Annotated in this window: 20 protein-coding genes; 8 read left to right on the top strand and 12 right to left on the bottom strand. The window is 60.2% G+C overall.

Annotated features, from left to right (window positions below; all coding sequences use genetic code 11):
• Positions 1-25: 25 nt before the first annotated feature.
• Together ACVC7O_RS01000 and ACVC7O_RS00995 are read right to left on the bottom strand one after the other, a co-directional pair.
• Positions 26-703: a DsbA family protein gene (locus ACVC7O_RS01000; RefSeq protein ID WP_458324245.1), complete on the bottom strand. Its 678-nt coding sequence runs from the start codon at positions 701-703 to the stop codon at positions 26-28.
• Between the two features lie 13 nt (positions 704-716).
• A complete protein-coding gene (locus ACVC7O_RS00995; RefSeq protein ID WP_458324244.1) occupies positions 717-1,226 on the bottom strand; it encodes a DUF721 domain-containing protein in 510 nt (169 codons plus the stop codon).
• Positions 1,227-1,310: 84 nt separating this feature from the next.
• On the opposite strand from ACVC7O_RS00995, the gene mutY reads away from it, so the two are divergent.
• The 3 genes from mutY (at position 1,311) to ACVC7O_RS00980 (ending at position 4,101) form a co-directional block, all read left to right on the top strand.
• Entirely contained in the window at positions 1,311-2,387 is a 1,077-nt protein-coding gene (gene mutY, locus ACVC7O_RS00990; RefSeq protein WP_458324243.1) for an A/G-specific adenine glycosylase, read from the top strand.
• A 67-nt stretch (positions 2,388-2,454) separates the two neighbouring features.
• Positions 2,455-3,606: an alkane 1-monooxygenase gene (locus ACVC7O_RS00985; RefSeq protein ID WP_458324242.1), complete on the top strand. Its 1,152-nt coding sequence runs from the start codon at positions 2,455-2,457 to the stop codon at positions 3,604-3,606.
• 69 nt (positions 3,607-3,675) lie between these two features.
• Positions 3,676-4,101, top strand: a complete 426-nt coding sequence (locus ACVC7O_RS00980) for a response regulator (protein WP_458324241.1) — start codon at positions 3,676-3,678, stop codon at positions 4,099-4,101.
• A gap of 42 nt (positions 4,102-4,143) precedes the next feature.
• Here the strand turns inward: ACVC7O_RS00980 and ACVC7O_RS00975 are convergent, their stop codons facing one another.
• From ACVC7O_RS00975 to ACVC7O_RS00955, 5 genes are all read right to left on the bottom strand, one after another.
• Positions 4,144-4,896: an SDR family NAD(P)-dependent oxidoreductase gene (locus tag ACVC7O_RS00975; RefSeq protein WP_458324240.1), complete on the bottom strand. Its 753-nt coding sequence runs from the start codon at positions 4,894-4,896 to the stop codon at positions 4,144-4,146.
• Between the two features lie 42 nt (positions 4,897-4,938).
• Positions 4,939-5,499: a TetR/AcrR family transcriptional regulator gene (locus ACVC7O_RS00970; protein WP_458324239.1), complete on the bottom strand. Its 561-nt coding sequence runs from the start codon at positions 5,497-5,499 to the stop codon at positions 4,939-4,941.
• Between the two features lie 138 nt (positions 5,500-5,637).
• Positions 5,638-6,732: a DNA methyltransferase gene (locus ACVC7O_RS00965; RefSeq protein ID WP_458324238.1), complete on the bottom strand. Its 1,095-nt coding sequence runs from the start codon at positions 6,730-6,732 to the stop codon at positions 5,638-5,640.
• 90 nt (positions 6,733-6,822) lie between these two features.
• Positions 6,823-7,452, bottom strand: a complete 630-nt coding sequence (locus ACVC7O_RS00960; RefSeq protein ID WP_458324237.1) for a ribonuclease HII — start codon at positions 7,450-7,452, stop codon at positions 6,823-6,825.
• Positions 7,453-7,623: 171 nt separating this feature from the next.
• Positions 7,624-8,115, bottom strand: coding sequence for a hypothetical protein (locus tag ACVC7O_RS00955; protein WP_458324236.1), 492 nt, complete (start codon positions 8,113-8,115; stop codon positions 7,624-7,626).
• Positions 8,116-8,291: 176 nt separating this feature from the next.
• Here ACVC7O_RS00955 and ACVC7O_RS00950 point away from each other — a divergent pair, with 176 nt between their 5' ends.
• The 5 genes from ACVC7O_RS00950 to ACVC7O_RS00930 all read left to right on the top strand — a co-directional run bounded on the left by ACVC7O_RS00950 (position 8,292) and on the right by ACVC7O_RS00930 (position 11,819).
• The gene (locus tag ACVC7O_RS00950) at positions 8,292-8,579 is read left to right on the top strand and encodes a hypothetical protein (protein WP_458324235.1); all 288 of its coding nucleotides are present in this window, start codon (positions 8,292-8,294) and stop codon (positions 8,577-8,579) included.
• A 1-nt stretch (position 8,580) separates the two neighbouring features.
• Positions 8,581-9,255 (top strand): winged helix-turn-helix domain-containing protein, encoded by a 675-nt coding sequence (locus ACVC7O_RS00945; protein ID WP_458326136.1) that lies wholly within the window; start codon positions 8,581-8,583, stop codon positions 9,253-9,255.
• Between the two features lie 41 nt (positions 9,256-9,296).
• Positions 9,297-9,920 carry a 5,6-dimethylbenzimidazole synthase gene (bluB, locus tag ACVC7O_RS00940; protein WP_458324234.1) on the top strand — a complete coding sequence of 208 codons (624 nt, stop codon included), beginning with the start codon at positions 9,297-9,299 and terminating at the stop codon, positions 9,918-9,920.
• A 32-nt stretch (positions 9,921-9,952) separates the two neighbouring features.
• On the top strand, positions 9,953-10,729 hold the full coding sequence (locus ACVC7O_RS00935) for an HpcH/HpaI aldolase family protein (RefSeq protein WP_458324233.1): 777 nt from the start codon (positions 9,953-9,955) through the stop codon (positions 10,727-10,729).
• Between the two features lie 67 nt (positions 10,730-10,796).
• Complete coding sequence (locus ACVC7O_RS00930; RefSeq protein WP_458324232.1) at positions 10,797-11,819, top strand: aspartate-semialdehyde dehydrogenase; 1,023 nt, start codon at positions 10,797-10,799, stop codon at positions 11,817-11,819.
• A gap of 59 nt (positions 11,820-11,878) precedes the next feature.
• Here ACVC7O_RS00930 and ACVC7O_RS00925 read toward each other — a convergent pair whose 3' ends face one another.
• The 5 genes from ACVC7O_RS00925 to ACVC7O_RS00905 form a co-directional block, all read right to left on the bottom strand.
• Positions 11,879-12,406 carry a hypothetical protein gene (locus ACVC7O_RS00925; protein WP_458324231.1) on the bottom strand — a complete coding sequence of 176 codons (528 nt, stop codon included), beginning with the start codon at positions 12,404-12,406 and terminating at the stop codon, positions 11,879-11,881.
• A 107-nt stretch (positions 12,407-12,513) separates the two neighbouring features.
• Positions 12,514-12,924, bottom strand: a complete 411-nt coding sequence (locus ACVC7O_RS00920; RefSeq protein WP_458324230.1) for a hypothetical protein — start codon at positions 12,922-12,924, stop codon at positions 12,514-12,516.
• A gap of 36 nt (positions 12,925-12,960) precedes the next feature.
• Positions 12,961-13,272 carry a P-II family nitrogen regulator gene (locus ACVC7O_RS00915; protein WP_458324229.1) on the bottom strand — a complete coding sequence of 104 codons (312 nt, stop codon included), beginning with the start codon at positions 13,270-13,272 and terminating at the stop codon, positions 12,961-12,963.
• Positions 13,273-13,275: 3 nt separating this feature from the next.
• Positions 13,276-14,253: a sodium-dependent bicarbonate transport family permease gene (locus tag ACVC7O_RS00910; RefSeq protein ID WP_458324228.1), complete on the bottom strand. Its 978-nt coding sequence runs from the start codon at positions 14,251-14,253 to the stop codon at positions 13,276-13,278.
• Positions 14,254-14,289: 36 nt separating this feature from the next.
• Positions 14,290-14,940, bottom strand: a complete 651-nt coding sequence (locus ACVC7O_RS00905; RefSeq protein WP_458324227.1) for a carbonic anhydrase — start codon at positions 14,938-14,940, stop codon at positions 14,290-14,292.
• Positions 14,941-15,036: the final 96 nt, after the last annotated feature.

Raw genomic sequence — 15,036 nt, 5'->3', positions numbered from 1 at the left:
CTCTCAGTTTCAGATGTACGATGTCTTACTCTGCCGCTGCGTCGATCAGAGACGCCATCTCGTCATAGGACATGTTGGAGTACCTCTGACCGTTGATCACGAAGCTCGGCGTGCTGTCGATGCCGTGCTCTTCAGCGTTCTCCTGATACCAGGCCACAAGCGTGCGGGCATTGTCGCCATCCTGCAAACAGGCTTCCATGGTCTCGCTATCCAACCCGGCCAAAGCACCGATCCGGCGCAGCTCTCCCACGATGGCCGTTGGCTCCCCGGCGCGCGCCCAGCTCGACTGTTGCGCGTAGATGAGATCCGTCATGCCAAAGAAGCTCTGCGGCGTGCCCGCGCAGCGCGCGATCATCGACGCCCAGAGGCCGAACCGGTCGAAATACACCTCGCGATAGACGAAGTTGATCTTGCCCGTGTCGATATAGTCCGCCTTCAGCTGCTTGTACGGCCCCGCATGGAAGCTTGCACAATGCGGGCAGGTGAAGGAGGCATATTCGATCACGGTCACCGGCGCGTCGGGATTGCCGAGGCTCATCTCGGCAATGGTTGAGGTGTCGATCTCGGCTTCCGTGCCCTGCGCATAGGCTGCACCCAGAGGATCGGCAGGTGACACCGACGAGGACGGCCCTGGCGATGTGACGAAATACGCCCCAACCCCAAGCACAGCCACAGCGGCAGAGATAATCATCAGTCGCGACATCAGCGTTTCCTTTTCAACGGTTTGTCTTCGTCAGTATGTTCTCGCCCAGACGGGTCAGCGCATCACGGAGTGCGGCGTCCTGGACGGGTTCTGCAGTCTCTTGCGCCTGTTTCCGGATGGTCGGATCAACAGGCCGCTCCTCTTTGGCGGGCGTCGCTGCCTCGAAGGCCACTTGCCCTTCAGCAAACCCCGTCGCCGCCGTCTGAGTGATGCGTATCCGTGCAATGGCGTTGTAGCCATAGACCGCGTTCACCTTCGCGCGCATCTGTTCTTTCTGCATCTCCAGCATAGGCGCCTGGGCACCGGTGGTCAGAAGCGTGAGCGTCGCACCCATGCCGCTGCGGCCATAGCTGACCTCCACCGGGCGTGAGATCGCAGCGATATCCACACCCACAACCTCGGCCCAATGGGTCAGCAGACGGCTTTGAGCGAATCCCCGGCTTTCGGAGGCCGCTCGGATCCGGCCGGTGAGCAGGCTGGCCGTGCGGGTAAATCCTTTTGTACTGGCACGTCTGCGGGACATCACTATCTTCTCGAGAATTGGATGGCTCAGCATAGCCTGCCGCGGCGCCATCAACCAGACAAAGCAGATGGACAATCATAAACATTGCGTGACCTGACCCATGCTCCCGAAGATTTGAACGCCGCGCTGCTGGAGTGGTACGACGTACATGCGCGCACCATGCCATGGCGGGTGTCGCCCGCCGCGCGCAAGGCTGGCGAACGGCCCGACCCTTACCGCGTCTGGATGTCGGAGGTCATGCTGCAGCAAACGACAGTTGCGGCGGTCAAGGACTATTTCCACCGTTTCACCGCGCGCTGGCCGACCGTCGGGGATTTGGCAGCGGCGGACGACGCCGACGTGATGGGCGAATGGGCGGGCCTCGGATACTATGCGCGGGCGCGGAACCTTCTGAAATGCGCGCGCGCAGTCGTGGCCGACCATGGCGGTGAGTTCCCTGCAGATCATGCCGCCTTGCTGAAGCTTCCAGGTATCGGGCCCTATACGGCGGCGGCCATTGCCTCGATCGCTTTTGATCTGCGCCACACCGTGCTTGACGGAAATGTTGAACGTGTGATGGCACGCCTGCACGATGTGCACACACCCCTTCCAGCCGCAAAACCGGAACTCATGGCCCTCGCAGATACGCTGACGCCAGGAGCGCGCCCAGGCGACTATGCGCAGGCGGTGATGGACCTCGGCGCCACGATCTGCACCCCGAAATCACCGGCCTGCGGCATCTGTCCGTGGCAGGCGCCGTGCCAAGCGCGCGCGCTTGGCACGGCGCCCGACCTGCCGCGGAAAACGCCCAAGAAAACCAAGCCGACCCGCCACGGTATCACCTTCATTGCCCGCCGGACGGATGGCGCCTGGCTGCTCGAAACCCGGCCAGAGACAGGCCTCTTGGGCGGCATGTTGGGCTGGCCCGGCACCGATTGGGTCGACAGCGGCGTCGCCTTGGCAGATGTATCACCGCCCGCAGATAGCGACTGGGAGGCCTTGAGCGCCGAGGTCCGGCACACCTTCACGCATTTCCATCTGAGGCTGGAAGTCCGGATCGCCACACTCGACAACACCGCTACCCCCACACGCTGTCGTTTCGTCGCCTCCAGCGACTTCCGCCCGAGCGATTTGCCCACGGTGATGCGCAAGGCTTTCGATCTCGCACGAAGCCACCTTTAAGCGTTACGTCACACTTGGAAGGATAAACCCGGCTGGCCTAGACTGGGACAAGCCGAGAGAACCGAGCATGACACAAAGCCAACCGACAGTGCCCCTCGCTGACCTGATGCGCCCCACGCGCGCAGCACCCTTCTGGGTGTCGCTGTTGCTGGTGCCTATCGCCTGGGTCAGTGCGACACAGGGCGGCTGGACGGTGGCGCTCCTGCCTGTGCTCACATGGTTTCTCTTCTCCGCGCTCGATGCCCTGTTTGGTCATGAGACCAGCAATGCCGACCCGCAAACGCCCGAGCAGCATCTCTTTTGGTACCGGGCCATCACACTGATCTGGGCACCGGTACAGTTTTGCCTGCTCTTCAGCCTAATCTGGTACGTGCCGCAAGCCGAGCACCTGAGCACCGTCGAGCGGGTCGTGATGTTCTTCGGTGTCGGCGTGATCACGGGCACGATCGGGATCAATTACAGCCACGAATTGATGCACCAGAAAAACAAGACCGAGCGCTGGATGGCCGATATCCTGCTTGCGATGGTGCTCTATTCGCATTTCCGCTCGGAACACCTGCTGGTGCATCACCGCTATGTCGGCACCCCCAAGGACGCCGTGACCGCGCGCTATAACGAAGGTTTTCATCGCTTTTATCCCAGGGTATTGCGCCAGTCACTTCAGTCGGCATTTACCGCAGAAAAACAGATGCTTGCGCGCAAGGGGCTGCGCTGGCATCACCGCTCGAATCCGTTTTTCCGCTATTGGGCGTTGCAAGGCCTGTTCCTGGCGCTGGCTCTGGTTCTGGGGGGCTGGTCTGGGCTTGCCCTGTTCCTGGTACAGGCCGGAACCGCGATCTGGCAGCTGGAGTTGGTGAACTACATCGAACACTACGGATTGACGCGCAAACACCTCGGCGACGGCAGATACGAACATGTGAAACCGCAGCATTCTTGGAACGCGGATCACAAGATGTCGAACTGGCTGCTGATCAACCTGCAGCGCCACTCGGACCACCACTTCAAGCCCGACCGGCGCTTTCCTGTCCTGCAGACCTATTCCGACGACGAAGCGCCGCAGTTGCCCTATGGCTATCCGATCATGACCATGGCGGCGATGATGCCCCCTTTGTGGCGGCGTATCATGAACCCGAGGGTGCGCCGCTGGCGACAGACCTACTACCCGGAGATCACCGATTGGGTCGCCTACAACCGAGCCCAAAACCCGATGCCGCGGTAGGGCGAACACCATATCTTAAGCATTATTGGGGTAAGGTCCCGCTCAGGTGGTTTCACGTGAGAGCAGACAATGCCGCAGCAAAATGCAGCACTTCAAATCGGGGCGTCGACCAAGACATGCCTGATCGTCGAAGACAGTGTCTTTGATCAGGAGCGGATCAAACGCATCCTCGAGAAAAGCTTCAAGGATGTCTTTGTGGCCGTGGCCGCGACGATTGAAGAAGCGCGTGAACACATGGCGCGGTATCAGACGAGCATCATCCTGCTCGACAACCATCTGCCAGACGGAACGGGCGCAAATTTTGCGCTGGAGCTCTCGACAAACCCGGATTTCTCGAAAATTCCGATCGTGATGGTCAGTGATTGGCCCACGCCGTTCATGTTCGACAAAGCGCAATCGGCGGGTGTGATCCATGTTGTGAACAAATCGGATTTCGGCGCGCGCTATATCCACGCGGCACTCAATCACAACGCACGACCGAAGCGGGCAGGCTGAGGTGTGGAGCCTGCGCAAGGGCGCAGGCCCTGCGACGTCACTCTAGTTTCGGCCTGCCATGACACCACCATCAACCGGCAGCACGGTCCCCGTGATCCAGGACGCCTTGTCTGACGCCAGGAACAGGATCGCCTCAGCGATATCTTTCGGCTGCCCGTTCCGCCCAAGCGGGTGGAACGCGTTAAAACCCGGCAGCGTCGCGGCGACCTCCTCGTCGGACATGAACGTATTGTAGACGGGCGTCTCGACCACGGCAGGCGCCACCGCGTTGATACGGATATGGTGCTCGGCCAGCTCGAGCGCGAGGTTGCGCACCATCTGGTGCACGCCCGCATTCGCTGCTGAGTAAGCCGCAGAGGGCGTCGCACCAATTGCCTGCAGTGCCCACATGGAGCCGGTCTGTACAATCGCGCCACCGCCGCGCCGGACCATGGATTTGGCCGCCGCCTGCGCCATGAAGAACTTGCCCTTCAGAATGGTGTCAACAAAGGCGTCATATTCAGCCTCGGTCTGCTCGAGAAACGGCTTGGGCGCAAAGATGCCCGCGTTGTTGATCAGGATGTCGACGCCGCCAAAGGTCTGCTCGGCCTTTGCCACGACCCGATCGGCCGTGGCGACATCTGCAATATCACCCGCGATGGCAGTGGCGCCGATCTCGGCAGCGACCCGATCCAGCTTCTCCGTATCGCGCCCATTGATGATCACATGGGCCCCGGCCTGCGCAAGGCGGCTTGCGACCTCTTTGCCGATGCCAGAGGCACCACCAGTTACGATCACTGTCTTGTTATCAAACATGAGTATCTTCCTACTAGTTGGTTGGTTTTGGATTCAAATTTTTTAGCGAGCGCGCCCCGCTGTCGCGCTGATCGCGGCATCAAAGTCGCCCATCTCGCCGCTTGCCCGCGCAATAAGCTGCGCGCCTTCGGCGACCGCCAAGCAGGCATGCGCCTCCATCGCGGGATCACTTGCACCAGAGATTGTCCCATCTGCTTGCCCACGTTCGAACACCCGCTCGAGCCAGGCCAGACTCTCGGCATGAAATCGGTTGATCTGGCGCACCACCAAGGCATCGAAGCTGTTGAGACTGACGCTGAACGAGACGCACAAACAGACCTGCGCACCCCCATCCATGGCAGCCTTGTAGAGCTTGAAGTAAGCCGCCAGCTGCGCACCGGCATTGGGTTCGATCTGCTCGATTTTGCTCAGCGACGCCATGAAGTCTTCCCGGTACCGGGTCACCAACGCGGCGGCCAAATCTGCCTTGGTCGGGAAATGGTGATGAATGCTCGCCTTACGGATTCCCACCTCGCGCGACAGGTCCGCATAGCTGAAGGCATCAAACCCGCGTTTGCGTGCGAAGCGCTCGGCCGTATCGAGGAGAGTGGTTTTCATGTCCATGCCTACCAAGTAGTAGGTAGCTCCACCCCCGTCAAGAAAAAAACCTCGCCACAAAGGGCGAGGTTCAGGTGTGTGCCTATTGAAGGCAGCCTTGTTCAGAAGGCCGCAGGCACCGGCGGTGTTCGGTAAGTCTCTAAATCAATTGGCCATTTCCGACCGGATCTGCTGGCGAAGCACGTCGATGGGCACCTTCTTGCCATCCTGTTTAAAGGTCCAATAGGTCCAGCCATTACAGCTCGGCGCGCCTTCCAGATGAGCTCCAACCTGGTGGATCGAACCCTTCACATCGTTTCCGATCAGTGTGCCATCAGCGCGCACCTTGGCGATGTGGCCACGCGGGGAATAGAGCTCTTCGCCCGGCCGCAGCATCCCGCGTTCCACCAGTTGACCAAACGGCACGCGTGGTTCAGCGCGTTTCGATGTCGAGACCTGCAGCGCCTCGCGATCAAACTTGCGCACCTTGGAAATCCGCTTCTCTGCCACGTTACGGTATGCTGCTTCCCGCTCGATCCCGATGAACTCACGGCCCAACATCTTGGCAACAGCGCCCGTGGTCCCCGTGCCAAAGAACGGGTCAAGCACAACGTCGCCCGGATTGGTCGAGCCCACAAGTACCCGGTGCAGCAACCCTTCCGGCTTTTGCGTCGGGTGGGCCTTTTCGCCCTTGTCGTCTTTCAACCGCTCATGCCCATTGCAGATCGGCAGCACCCAGTCCGAGCGCATCTGGATCCCTTCATTCAGCGCCTTCAGCGCTTCGTAGTTGAAGGTATATTTGCTCTCCTCGGACTTGCCCGCCCAGATCATTGTCTCATGGGCGTTCGTGAACCGCTTTCCGCGAAAGTTCGGCATCGGGTTCGACTTACGCCAAACCACATCGTTCAAGATCCAGAAGCCCGCATCCTGCAACGCGGAACCCACACGGAAGATGTTATGATAGCTTCCGATCACCCAGATCGCCCCATCGGGCTTCAGCAGGCGCCGGGTCGCCTTGAGCCAGTCGCGCGTAAACCGATCATAGGCCGCAAAACTAGAGAACTGGTCCCAATGATCGTCCACAGCATCGACGCGGGAATTGTCCGGGCGATGCAACTCCCCCTTTAGCTGCAGATTGTAAGGGGGGTCGGCAAAAATCAGGTCGATGGACGCTGCGGGCAGGGCGTTCATGACCTCGATGCAATCGCCATCCAGAATCGTGTTCAAAGGAAGCGCCGCGGCGCCTTTGGTCTTCGTCATCGGTATCTGCCTCTGTCCCGGTGCTTCATGCACTCGTTGGTTGAAGCCAGAATGAGTCAAAGGCGATTCGCGGTCAAATTCTTTTTTGAATCAAGGCTTTACGATTTTATCTTGATACAACATATTGTGGACCGGCTTGAACGTTCGTCTATGGTGTGGGGTCGGCCCGAGATTTTGAAGCGCCGAGATGTGGCTTTTCGATCCATAACCCATGTTGGTCTCCCAGCCATAGCCGGGGTGCTGTTGCGCCAAATCCACCATCAGCTTGTCACGGGCGATCTTGGCTACAATCGAGGCCGCAGAAATCGACAGACAACGGGTGTCACCCTTCGGGATCGGCAGAGCCGAGATGTTCAGACCACGGGGCACCATCGATCCGTCAATGAGCACATGATCGGCGGCGTTGGGCAAGCCGGCGAGCGCGCGCTGCATCGCGATATGGCTTGCCCGCAGGATGTTGTGTTGCTCTATCTCTTCGACAGAGGCGTGTGCCACCGACACCTCTGCACAGTCCATCAGCTGCTCCGCGAGAAACACACGCTTCTTGATCGACAGTTGCTTGGAATCATTGAGCCCCTCTGGAATCCGATCCGGGTCGAGCACGACGGCAGCCGCCGTGACCGGCCCGGCCAGTGGCCCGCGACCGACCTCATCGACCCCTGCAACCCGCATAGCACCCTTTGCATAGGCTGCGCGTTCGAATTCAAAGTCAGGTCCCATGTCTTCTGATCCGACGATCCGCCTATCGGCGCAACCCCATTCCACGGAAAAACGCGCCCTCCCGAAGGAGAGCGCGCGGCACTGGTTAAGAAAAGGAAGGGAGCGCCCGAACGCCCCCTTCTAGGTCAAGGCCGGTTCAGGGGAGCCCTCCGACCTTGTATCGACCCGCCGTCACTGGCGGGCCAATTTATAGCCTGCGCGGTTCAGGCAGCGTGCCTCGTAGCCCCTGCGAGACCGATCCTCGCCACGAAACCGCACAGCACACTGCTGTGGCAGGCGATCGACATAACGGTAGTTGCGCTCCAGGCACCGCTTGCCAAAGTAGCGGACACGCCCATCCCAGGTTTGCACTGATCTCAGGCAATCCCCGGGCAGCAGCCTGCGGTTCGCCCGATGCGGCAGGGGGCGAGGCTTGATGTCGATTACACGATTGCTACGATACCGGTTCGGGTTGTACTCGTAGATCGGTGCGCTGTTGCGCGACACACTGTGTTGCTCAGCCTTCCGCTTGTTGCGGTCGTGGATCACCTTGCCGACAATCGCGAGGCCCGCGATAGCAGCCAAGGCGCGGAGTGCGTCGTCATCGGCGCGGGCGGGTGCGGTGCCGATGGCCGTTACCGCAAGGGCGGCTGCAACGATGGTGACGATGAACTTGCGGTGCATGGGGTTACTCCCTGTCCTGATCTTGTGACCCCTCGAACGGTGCCAGCGGTCGTGTCCCGATCAACCTGGGCCCACCCCGGTCAGACAGGCAATATCAGCTCGCAGTTATCCGATAACATCTGCGCCAAGCCCTTTTTGTTATTGAATATCTTAGGTCTCGCGCGCAGGATCACGTCATGAAACACACAGCCCTCATCGCAGGCCTGATCCTGGCTTTGGCAGTGCCGCAGGCGGGTCTCACCGCCGGATGCTACGCGGATTACAAGGCCAAGCAGGACAACCCCCTGCGGCTGCATTATGGTGTTGCGGAGATCTCGCAGTGTTCGATGGGCGGGGCCAAGGCGGAGCTGGAAGCACGGCTGGCTGCACGCGGATGGACCCTGCTAAATGTTGTCTCGGTCTTCGACGAAAGCGGGCTGGAAGAAAGGAAACAGAGTGCAGGAGCAAACTTCCTCCGCTTCTGACATGCGTCGTTCCGGCGCGCGGATTGTTGTCTTTGGAATAGCTGCCATCGTGCTTGTCCTGCTGATCGCGGCAGGGCTGATGTTCTGGGCGCTGCCGGACGGCAATGCGTTCAATGCCCGCGTGGAACAGCTGTTCATCGAGAATGACGACCTGACCACGCAGGCCGAGGTCAAGCTGCTCGAGATCCTTGCGCAGTCGGGCACGGCATTTTCCGACACCCTGATGAGCTACCGGCTGGTGATCTTCGTGCTGCTTGTGTTTGCGACGGCCATGCTGACCGCGGCGTTGGTGTTTCTGGTCATGCTGGTCAACGTGAACCGCCGCGTGGCCCAGATCGAACGCGCAGGGATTCAGGTGAACTCCCTGCTGATCAGCCGTGAGGAAAACACCGTCTATCTCAACAACCTTGGCTTCAAGCTAACCGATGCGGCAATGGAAACCATGTCGGTGCTGGCCGAGGCGCGCATGGATGACGACGTGCTTTCGGGGTCGGAAATCGAGGGTATGATCTCGGGCCGCAGTCCCACGGACTGCGAGGAGGCCGCGGGTGCAACGCGCATCAAACGGTTGCGTGATACTCTAGGCAATCAGATCGTCGCCGAGCTATTGGTCAAGAACATCGCGCGTCGCGGCTATATGCTGGCCATCGACAAGGACGTGATCAAAGTGATTTAAGAGCCTCTGGCGGGCATCTGCCCGTAACAGGGAAACACGACGTGGAATTGACCAGCACGCATCGGGATGCATTGGACGAGTTGCTGACATGGCGGCGCGACGTACGGCATTTCCGGACCGAACCGGTTTCAGAGGCGGTGCTCGACAGGCTGCGCGCCCGCATGGACCTGTCGCCCTCGGTCGGCAACGCGAGGCCCTGGCGCGTGATCCGGGTGGAGAGCGCAGATCGCCGTGCCGCCGTGATCGAGAGTTTCGAGGCCTGTAATCGCGAAGCAGCTGCGGCCTATGCCCCGCCAGACCGGCAAAAATATGTCAGATTGAAATTGGCAGGCCTGCGCGAAGCACCCGTGCATCTGGCGGTTTTCACAGATCATGCAGTCAAAGAGGGCAAAGGCCTCGGACGCCAGACCATGCCGGAGATGCTCAGCTATTCGACCGTGATGGCGATACACACGCTCTGGCTTGCCGCGCGGGCAGAGAACCTCGGTGTCGGCTGGGTGTCGATCCTCGACCCTGCCGCCGTGGAGAGTGCGCTGGAGACCCCGGCTGACTGGTCCCTCACCGGCTACCTATGTCTTGGCTATGCTGAGGATATGTCCGACACACCGCTCTTGCATCAAACCGGCTGGCAGGAAAACACCGCCGCCCCCTGGCAAACGCGCTGACCGACACAACCGCATCGCACAAAGGAGGACCCATGCCCGCGCCAACAAATACATTCAAGAAAGCCCTCGCCGAGGGCGAAACCCAGCTTGGCTGCTGGATGAGCCTTGCCGAAGGCATCACCGCGGAAATCCTCGGCTGCGCTGGGTATGATTGGCTGCTGATCGACGGGGAGCATTCACCCAACGACATCCGCTCGATCCGCGACCAGCTTGTCGCGCTCAAAGGCAGCCCCAGCCACCCGGTGGTGCGCGTACCAATCGGTGAGACCTGGATCATCAAGCAAGTGCTGGACGCCGGAGCGCAGACCATCCTTGTGCCCATCGTTGAGACAGCCGAACAGGCACGTGAGTTGGTGCGCGCCTGCCACTACCCGCCCCATGGCACCCGCGGCGTCGGCTATGCGGTGGGCCGCGTGTCGAACTTCGGGCAGATGGAGAATTACGGCCCAACGGCGGACGCGCAAATCTGTCTGCTGGTGCAGGTGGAGACAAAGACCGGCCTCGGCAATCTCGATGAGATCCTGGCCGTTGAGGGCGTCGATGGTGTCTTCATCGGCCCCGCCGATCTCTCTGCGAGCATGGGCTATCTTGGTCATACCAATCACCCTGACATGCAGGCCACGATCCTCGCCGCCCTCAAGCAGATCAGCGACAGCGGCAAGGCGGCGGGTATCCTCACACCCAATGACGAGATGATCCAGGCCTCGCTTGACGCTGGCGCCCGCTTTGTTGCCGTGGCCATGGACATTGCGCTGCTGCTCAACTCCGCCAAGGCCGTCAGCGCCAAATGGAAGGCCAAGACCGGCTGAGGCCCTTTCCCTTAACCGCCCATGCGTATAAGAGGCGCGGACCATCACCTGAATCGGAGTAAATGAGATGGGTTACCGCGTCGTTGTTGCGGGTGCCACAGGCAATGTGGGCCGCGAAATGCTGAACATTCTGTCCGAACGCCACTTCCCGGTGGACGAAATTGCCGTGCTTGCGTCGCGCAGGTCGCTGGGTACGGAAGTGAGCTTTGGCGAGACGACGCTCAAGACGAAGGATCTCGACACGTTCGATTTCACCGGCTGGGACATTGCGCTCTTTGCCATCGGCGCCGAGGCGACCAAGACGTACGGGCCCAAGGCGGCCAAGGCGGGCTGTGTCGTGATCGATAACTCCTCGCTCTACCGCTATGATCCGGATGTGCCGCTGATTGTTCCGGAAGTGAACCCGGACGCCATCGAGGGCTATGCGAAGAAAAATATCATCGCCAACCCCAACTGCTCGACCGCGCAGATGGTCGTGGCGCTGAAGCCGCTGCACGACCGCGCGACGATCAAACGCGTTGTGGTCTCGACCTACCAATCGGTGTCCGGTGCGGGCAAGGAAGGGGCGGATGAGCTCTGGGATCAGACCAAGTCGATCTACAACCCGACCGATGAGAAGCCGCCCAAGAAGTTCCAAAAGCAGATCGCCTTCAACGTGATACCGCAGATCGATGTGTTCATGGATTCGGGCGACACAAAGGAAGAATGGAAGATGATGGTGGAGACGAAGAAGATCGTCGATCCGTCCATCAAGGTCACGGCCACCTGTGTGCGCGTGCCGGTTTTCGTGGGCCACTCGGAATCGGTGAATGTCGAGTTCGAGGATCACTTGGACGAGGATGAGGCGCGCGAGATTCTGCGCGAGGCACCGGGCGTGATGGTGATCGACAAGCGTGAAGACGCAGGCTACGTCACTCCGGTCGAATGCGTTGGTGACTTCGCGACCTTCGTTAGCCGCATCCGACAGGACAGCACGATTGATAACGGCCTGAACTTCTGGTGCGTCTCTGACAACCTGCGCAAGGGCGCGGCGCTGAACGCCGTGCAGATTGCCGAGCTGCTGGGCAACCGCATCCTCAAGAAGGGCTGAGCGCGCTCCACATCAGATGACAACGCCCCGCCTGCGCATCGCTGGCGGGGCGTTTTCGTTCACCCGGCCTCGACACAGTCCGCAGGTTCGGAAGGGCTCAGCCGAAATGTGTAAAACGGCCCCGTATTGGGTTCGTAGGAGTGCGGCCCCTCTTCCAGATAGAAACGATAGTGCCCCTCGACATCATCGAGATAGTCGATCCCCTGCCCGATGTCAGAGAGAAACACGTTGCGCGTCCTGATCGAGAGATCCCCGTTCTCCTGCGGCTGTATCCAAATCTGGCTGTCCCCTTCCAAAGTGTTGCAGCCATCCGCATAGATCCCCGACGCGCTTTCGTGGCACATGAACGACAAAAATCCGGACCGGCCAGCGCGGTCCGTGCCGGTGAGACGCACCGTTGCAAACCCCTCCTCAAGGCGGAGTGACAACGCCAGGGTGACCACATTCTGCGCAGGCTGCGCCTCCAGGTGGTCTGCGGAATAGATACGGGTGTAGCAGGACGCGAGCACGGCCAACTCAAGGCTCAACGCGGCAGTGGCTCCAATAGCCAAAGCCGCCCCACCCAGGGCACAGCGAAAAATCTGCATCGAAAGTCTCCATGATGCCAGTTCAATCCAATGCCCCGGTGCAACAAGCCGAGCTGATGGTGACTTGTCAATGGAGAGTGAACCGGCACAGCGGTTTTGCGCAGCGCCTAGTCTGCGCGCGGGTCTTTCGGCTTGCCCGGACCGAAGCGACGCAGGAACGTCACATAGGAAAAGCCCAGATCCGCGGTGTTGCAGAGCTTCTGCCCGCTGGTCTCGGTGTGCAGGGACAACCCACCCCAGGCAATTCTCAAAAAGTACCCATGACGACGCAGCCGCTCGTCCAGATCATCCCAGCTGTCGGCCTCCGCCATGTCGCGAAACAACAGTTTCTGTAGGGCAAAAACCAACCGTGGATCGACAATTTCAGACTTCTTTTTCGAACTTTTGTGGGCAGCCAGGTGCGCAACAAGCACCTCTTCCACGATCTTCGCCACGGTGCCTTCCTGCTCCGTCGCCAGATCGTGAACTGCAAGCGCTAGATCAGCAGGCAACTGAATCGAAACGGTGCGACGGTTCATGCCCGCGAGGATTCCTTAATTTTGGTTTACAAAGTGTTAAAACCGCTCGGCCCGAAGCACTCCACAGTCAACAATTGTGACCACGCCAATGTGCCGCTCGACGACGTCGAAGGCGGCCTCAAGCAGCTTGTCGAGCCTCTCAGGGCGAATGATACAGATGACCTGTACCATGCCGCTGGCCCGCCCGATCTCTCCCGCGCGGGTCCAGGCACCGGAGCGTCCCGAGCCGCCCAGAACCGGCAGCACAGTAAAGCCGGTCACATCCGCCGAGAGCAGAGCCTCGGTCAGCCGCGACTGCATGATCGCTTCAATGGTAATCTCGACCCGTTTGGCCTGATGGGTTTGCATGGGTCAACCTCCTGTCATGGTTGTGGCCACCGCAACATAGAGCGGGATGCCAAGTGTCAGGTTGAAGGGGAAAGTCACGCCCAGCGACAGCGTAAGATAGATGGATGGATTTGCCTCAGGCAGCGCCACGCGCATGGCCGCGGGTACCGCGATATAGGAGGCCGAGGCCGAGAGCACCATCATCAGTGCGACGCCACCGCTTGAGAGCCCCAGCAACAGCCCCGCCCCCAGCCCGCAGAGGCTGCCGATCACGGGCATCAGAAGGCCAAAGGCCAGAACGCCAGGACGCAGCACGTCCCTGCGTTCACGCAGCCCCCGCCCGGCGACCAGCCCCATATCGAGCAGGAAGAGACAAAGCACGCCCTTGAACGGCGCCACGATGAAGCTCGAGATTTCCTTCAGCCCCTCTTCGCCCGTCGCCCAGCCGATGAAGAACGAGCCCACAAGCAGAACGATGGAGCCGTTGAGCAGAATCTCGCGCCAAAGAGTGCTGTCCATCCGCTGGCCAGTGCCATTGCGTGAGATCAGCCAGAGTGCCGAGAGGATCGCAGGCGCCTCCATAGCGGCGGCCACCGCGACCATATAACCTTCCGATGCGATCCCGCTGCTCTCAAGGACCGAGGTCGCCGCGACGAAGGTTACGATGGATATCGAGCCATAATGGGCCGCAACCGCGGCCGCATCCAGGCGGCTGAGGCGTGTCATCACCTGAAGCAGGGCAAAGGCAATCAGCGGCAGAGCGGCGGAAAGGATCACGCCAGCGATCAGCGTGAGCCCCAGTTTCACGTCGATCCCGTGGGCCGATACGCTCACCCCCCCTTTGAAGCCGATGGCAAAGAGCAGGTAGATCGACAGCGCCTTGGCCGCCGCCTCCGGCACGCTCAGGTCGGACCGCGCAAGTGCTGCAGCAAGCCCAAGGGCGAAGGACAGGATGATCGGCGACAGCAGGTTTGTTGCCGCCAATGAGAGGATTTGTTCCATGCACTGCTCCTTGCCCCGCCATGCGGGCGCATGTCCTTAGACGGTTTGAAACGCCTGTTTGCGGGGATCGAAGTATTCAAGCCCGCCTTCGCCGATATCTGTCCATAGACCGTGCAACGTGAGCCCGCCGCCCTTAACCTTCTCGCTCACGAAGGGAAAGGTCAGCAAGTTTTCCAGGCTGACCAGAACCGCTTGCTTTTCAAGAAGTTGCGCTTGCGTGATCGCGTCTTTCTCATCCGCCACGAGGTCGTACTTCGGGCGCAGGATATCCATCCAACGCCCAACGAAACTGGTTTCCTCTTCCAGATCTGGCGCATTCCCGCGGCACATCTCGATACAACCTTTGACCCCGCCACAATTCGAGTGCCCCAGCACGATCAGATGTGCCACGTGCAGCACGTCCACCGCGTATTCGACCGCTGCAGAGGTTCCGTGATAGTCGCCATCCGGTCGGTACGGTGGAACAAGGTTGGCGATGTTGCGATGGATAAAGAACTCGCCCTGATCCGCGCCAAAGATCGAGATCGCATTGACCCGGCTGTCACAGCAGGAAATCACCATCGCGCGCGGGTGCTGCCCTTCGGTCGCAAGATGGCGATACCAGGCCTTGTTCTCGGAATACCCCGTCGCCTTCCAGCCGTGATAGCGCTGCACCAGGTAACTCGGCAGCGGTTTTACGTCATCCATAACTGTCCCGTTCGTCTTTTTTGAGGGCTGAACTATACCGAATTCACATAGAATTCGAGGGAAAAGCGCCCGTGGTCTCAACACTTTGGATAGGTT

It is taken from the genome of Roseobacter cerffii (genome assembly GCF_054226325.1).
This window is presented reverse-complemented; position numbering and strand designations above follow the sequence as displayed.

What these genes read in the sequence shown, in the direction of transcription:
- ACVC7O_RS00935 (WP_458324233.1), top strand. Translation starts at nt 9,953, where the DNA reads ATGCCCGCGCCAACAAATACATTCAAGAAAGCCCTCGCCGAGGGCGAA.
- ACVC7O_RS00950 (WP_458324235.1), top strand. Translation starts at nt 8,292, where the DNA reads ATGAAACACACAGCCCTCATCGCAGGCCTGATCCTGGCTTTGGCAGTG.
- ACVC7O_RS00965 (WP_458324238.1), bottom strand. Translation starts at nt 6,732, where the DNA reads ATGACGAAGACCAAAGGCGCCGCGGCGCTTCCTTTGAACACGATTCTG.
- ACVC7O_RS00915 (WP_458324229.1), bottom strand. Translation starts at nt 13,272, where the DNA reads ATGCAAACCCATCAGGCCAAACGGGTCGAGATTACCATTGAAGCGATC.
- ACVC7O_RS00955 (WP_458324236.1), bottom strand. Translation starts at nt 8,115, where the DNA reads ATGCACCGCAAGTTCATCGTCACCATCGTTGCAGCCGCCCTTGCGGTA.
- ACVC7O_RS00995 (WP_458324244.1), bottom strand. Translation starts at nt 1,226, where the DNA reads ATGTCCCGCAGACGTGCCAGTACAAAAGGATTTACCCGCACGGCCAGC.
- ACVC7O_RS00975 (WP_458324240.1), bottom strand. Translation starts at nt 4,896, where the DNA reads ATGTTTGATAACAAGACAGTGATCGTAACTGGTGGTGCCTCTGGCATC.
- ACVC7O_RS00905 (WP_458324227.1), bottom strand. Translation starts at nt 14,940, where the DNA reads ATGGATGACGTAAAACCGCTGCCGAGTTACCTGGTGCAGCGCTATCAC.
- ACVC7O_RS00930 (WP_458324232.1), top strand. Translation starts at nt 10,797, where the DNA reads ATGGGTTACCGCGTCGTTGTTGCGGGTGCCACAGGCAATGTGGGCCGC.
- ACVC7O_RS00920 (WP_458324230.1), bottom strand. Translation starts at nt 12,924, where the DNA reads ATGAACCGTCGCACCGTTTCGATTCAGTTGCCTGCTGATCTAGCGCTT.
- ACVC7O_RS00970 (WP_458324239.1), bottom strand. Translation starts at nt 5,499, where the DNA reads ATGGACATGAAAACCACTCTCCTCGATACGGCCGAGCGCTTCGCACGC.
- ACVC7O_RS00945 (WP_458326136.1), top strand. Translation starts at nt 8,581, where the DNA reads ATGCGTCGTTCCGGCGCGCGGATTGTTGTCTTTGGAATAGCTGCCATC.
- ACVC7O_RS00980 (WP_458324241.1), top strand. Translation starts at nt 3,676, where the DNA reads ATGCCGCAGCAAAATGCAGCACTTCAAATCGGGGCGTCGACCAAGACA.
- ACVC7O_RS01000 (WP_458324245.1), bottom strand. Translation starts at nt 703, where the DNA reads ATGTCGCGACTGATGATTATCTCTGCCGCTGTGGCTGTGCTTGGGGTT.
- ACVC7O_RS00910 (WP_458324228.1), bottom strand. Translation starts at nt 14,253, where the DNA reads ATGGAACAAATCCTCTCATTGGCGGCAACAAACCTGCTGTCGCCGATC.
- ACVC7O_RS00960 (WP_458324237.1), bottom strand. Translation starts at nt 7,452, where the DNA reads ATGGGACCTGACTTTGAATTCGAACGCGCAGCCTATGCAAAGGGTGCT.
- ACVC7O_RS00925 (WP_458324231.1), bottom strand. Translation starts at nt 12,406, where the DNA reads ATGCAGATTTTTCGCTGTGCCCTGGGTGGGGCGGCTTTGGCTATTGGA.
- ACVC7O_RS00985 (WP_458324242.1), top strand. Translation starts at nt 2,455, where the DNA reads ATGACACAAAGCCAACCGACAGTGCCCCTCGCTGACCTGATGCGCCCC.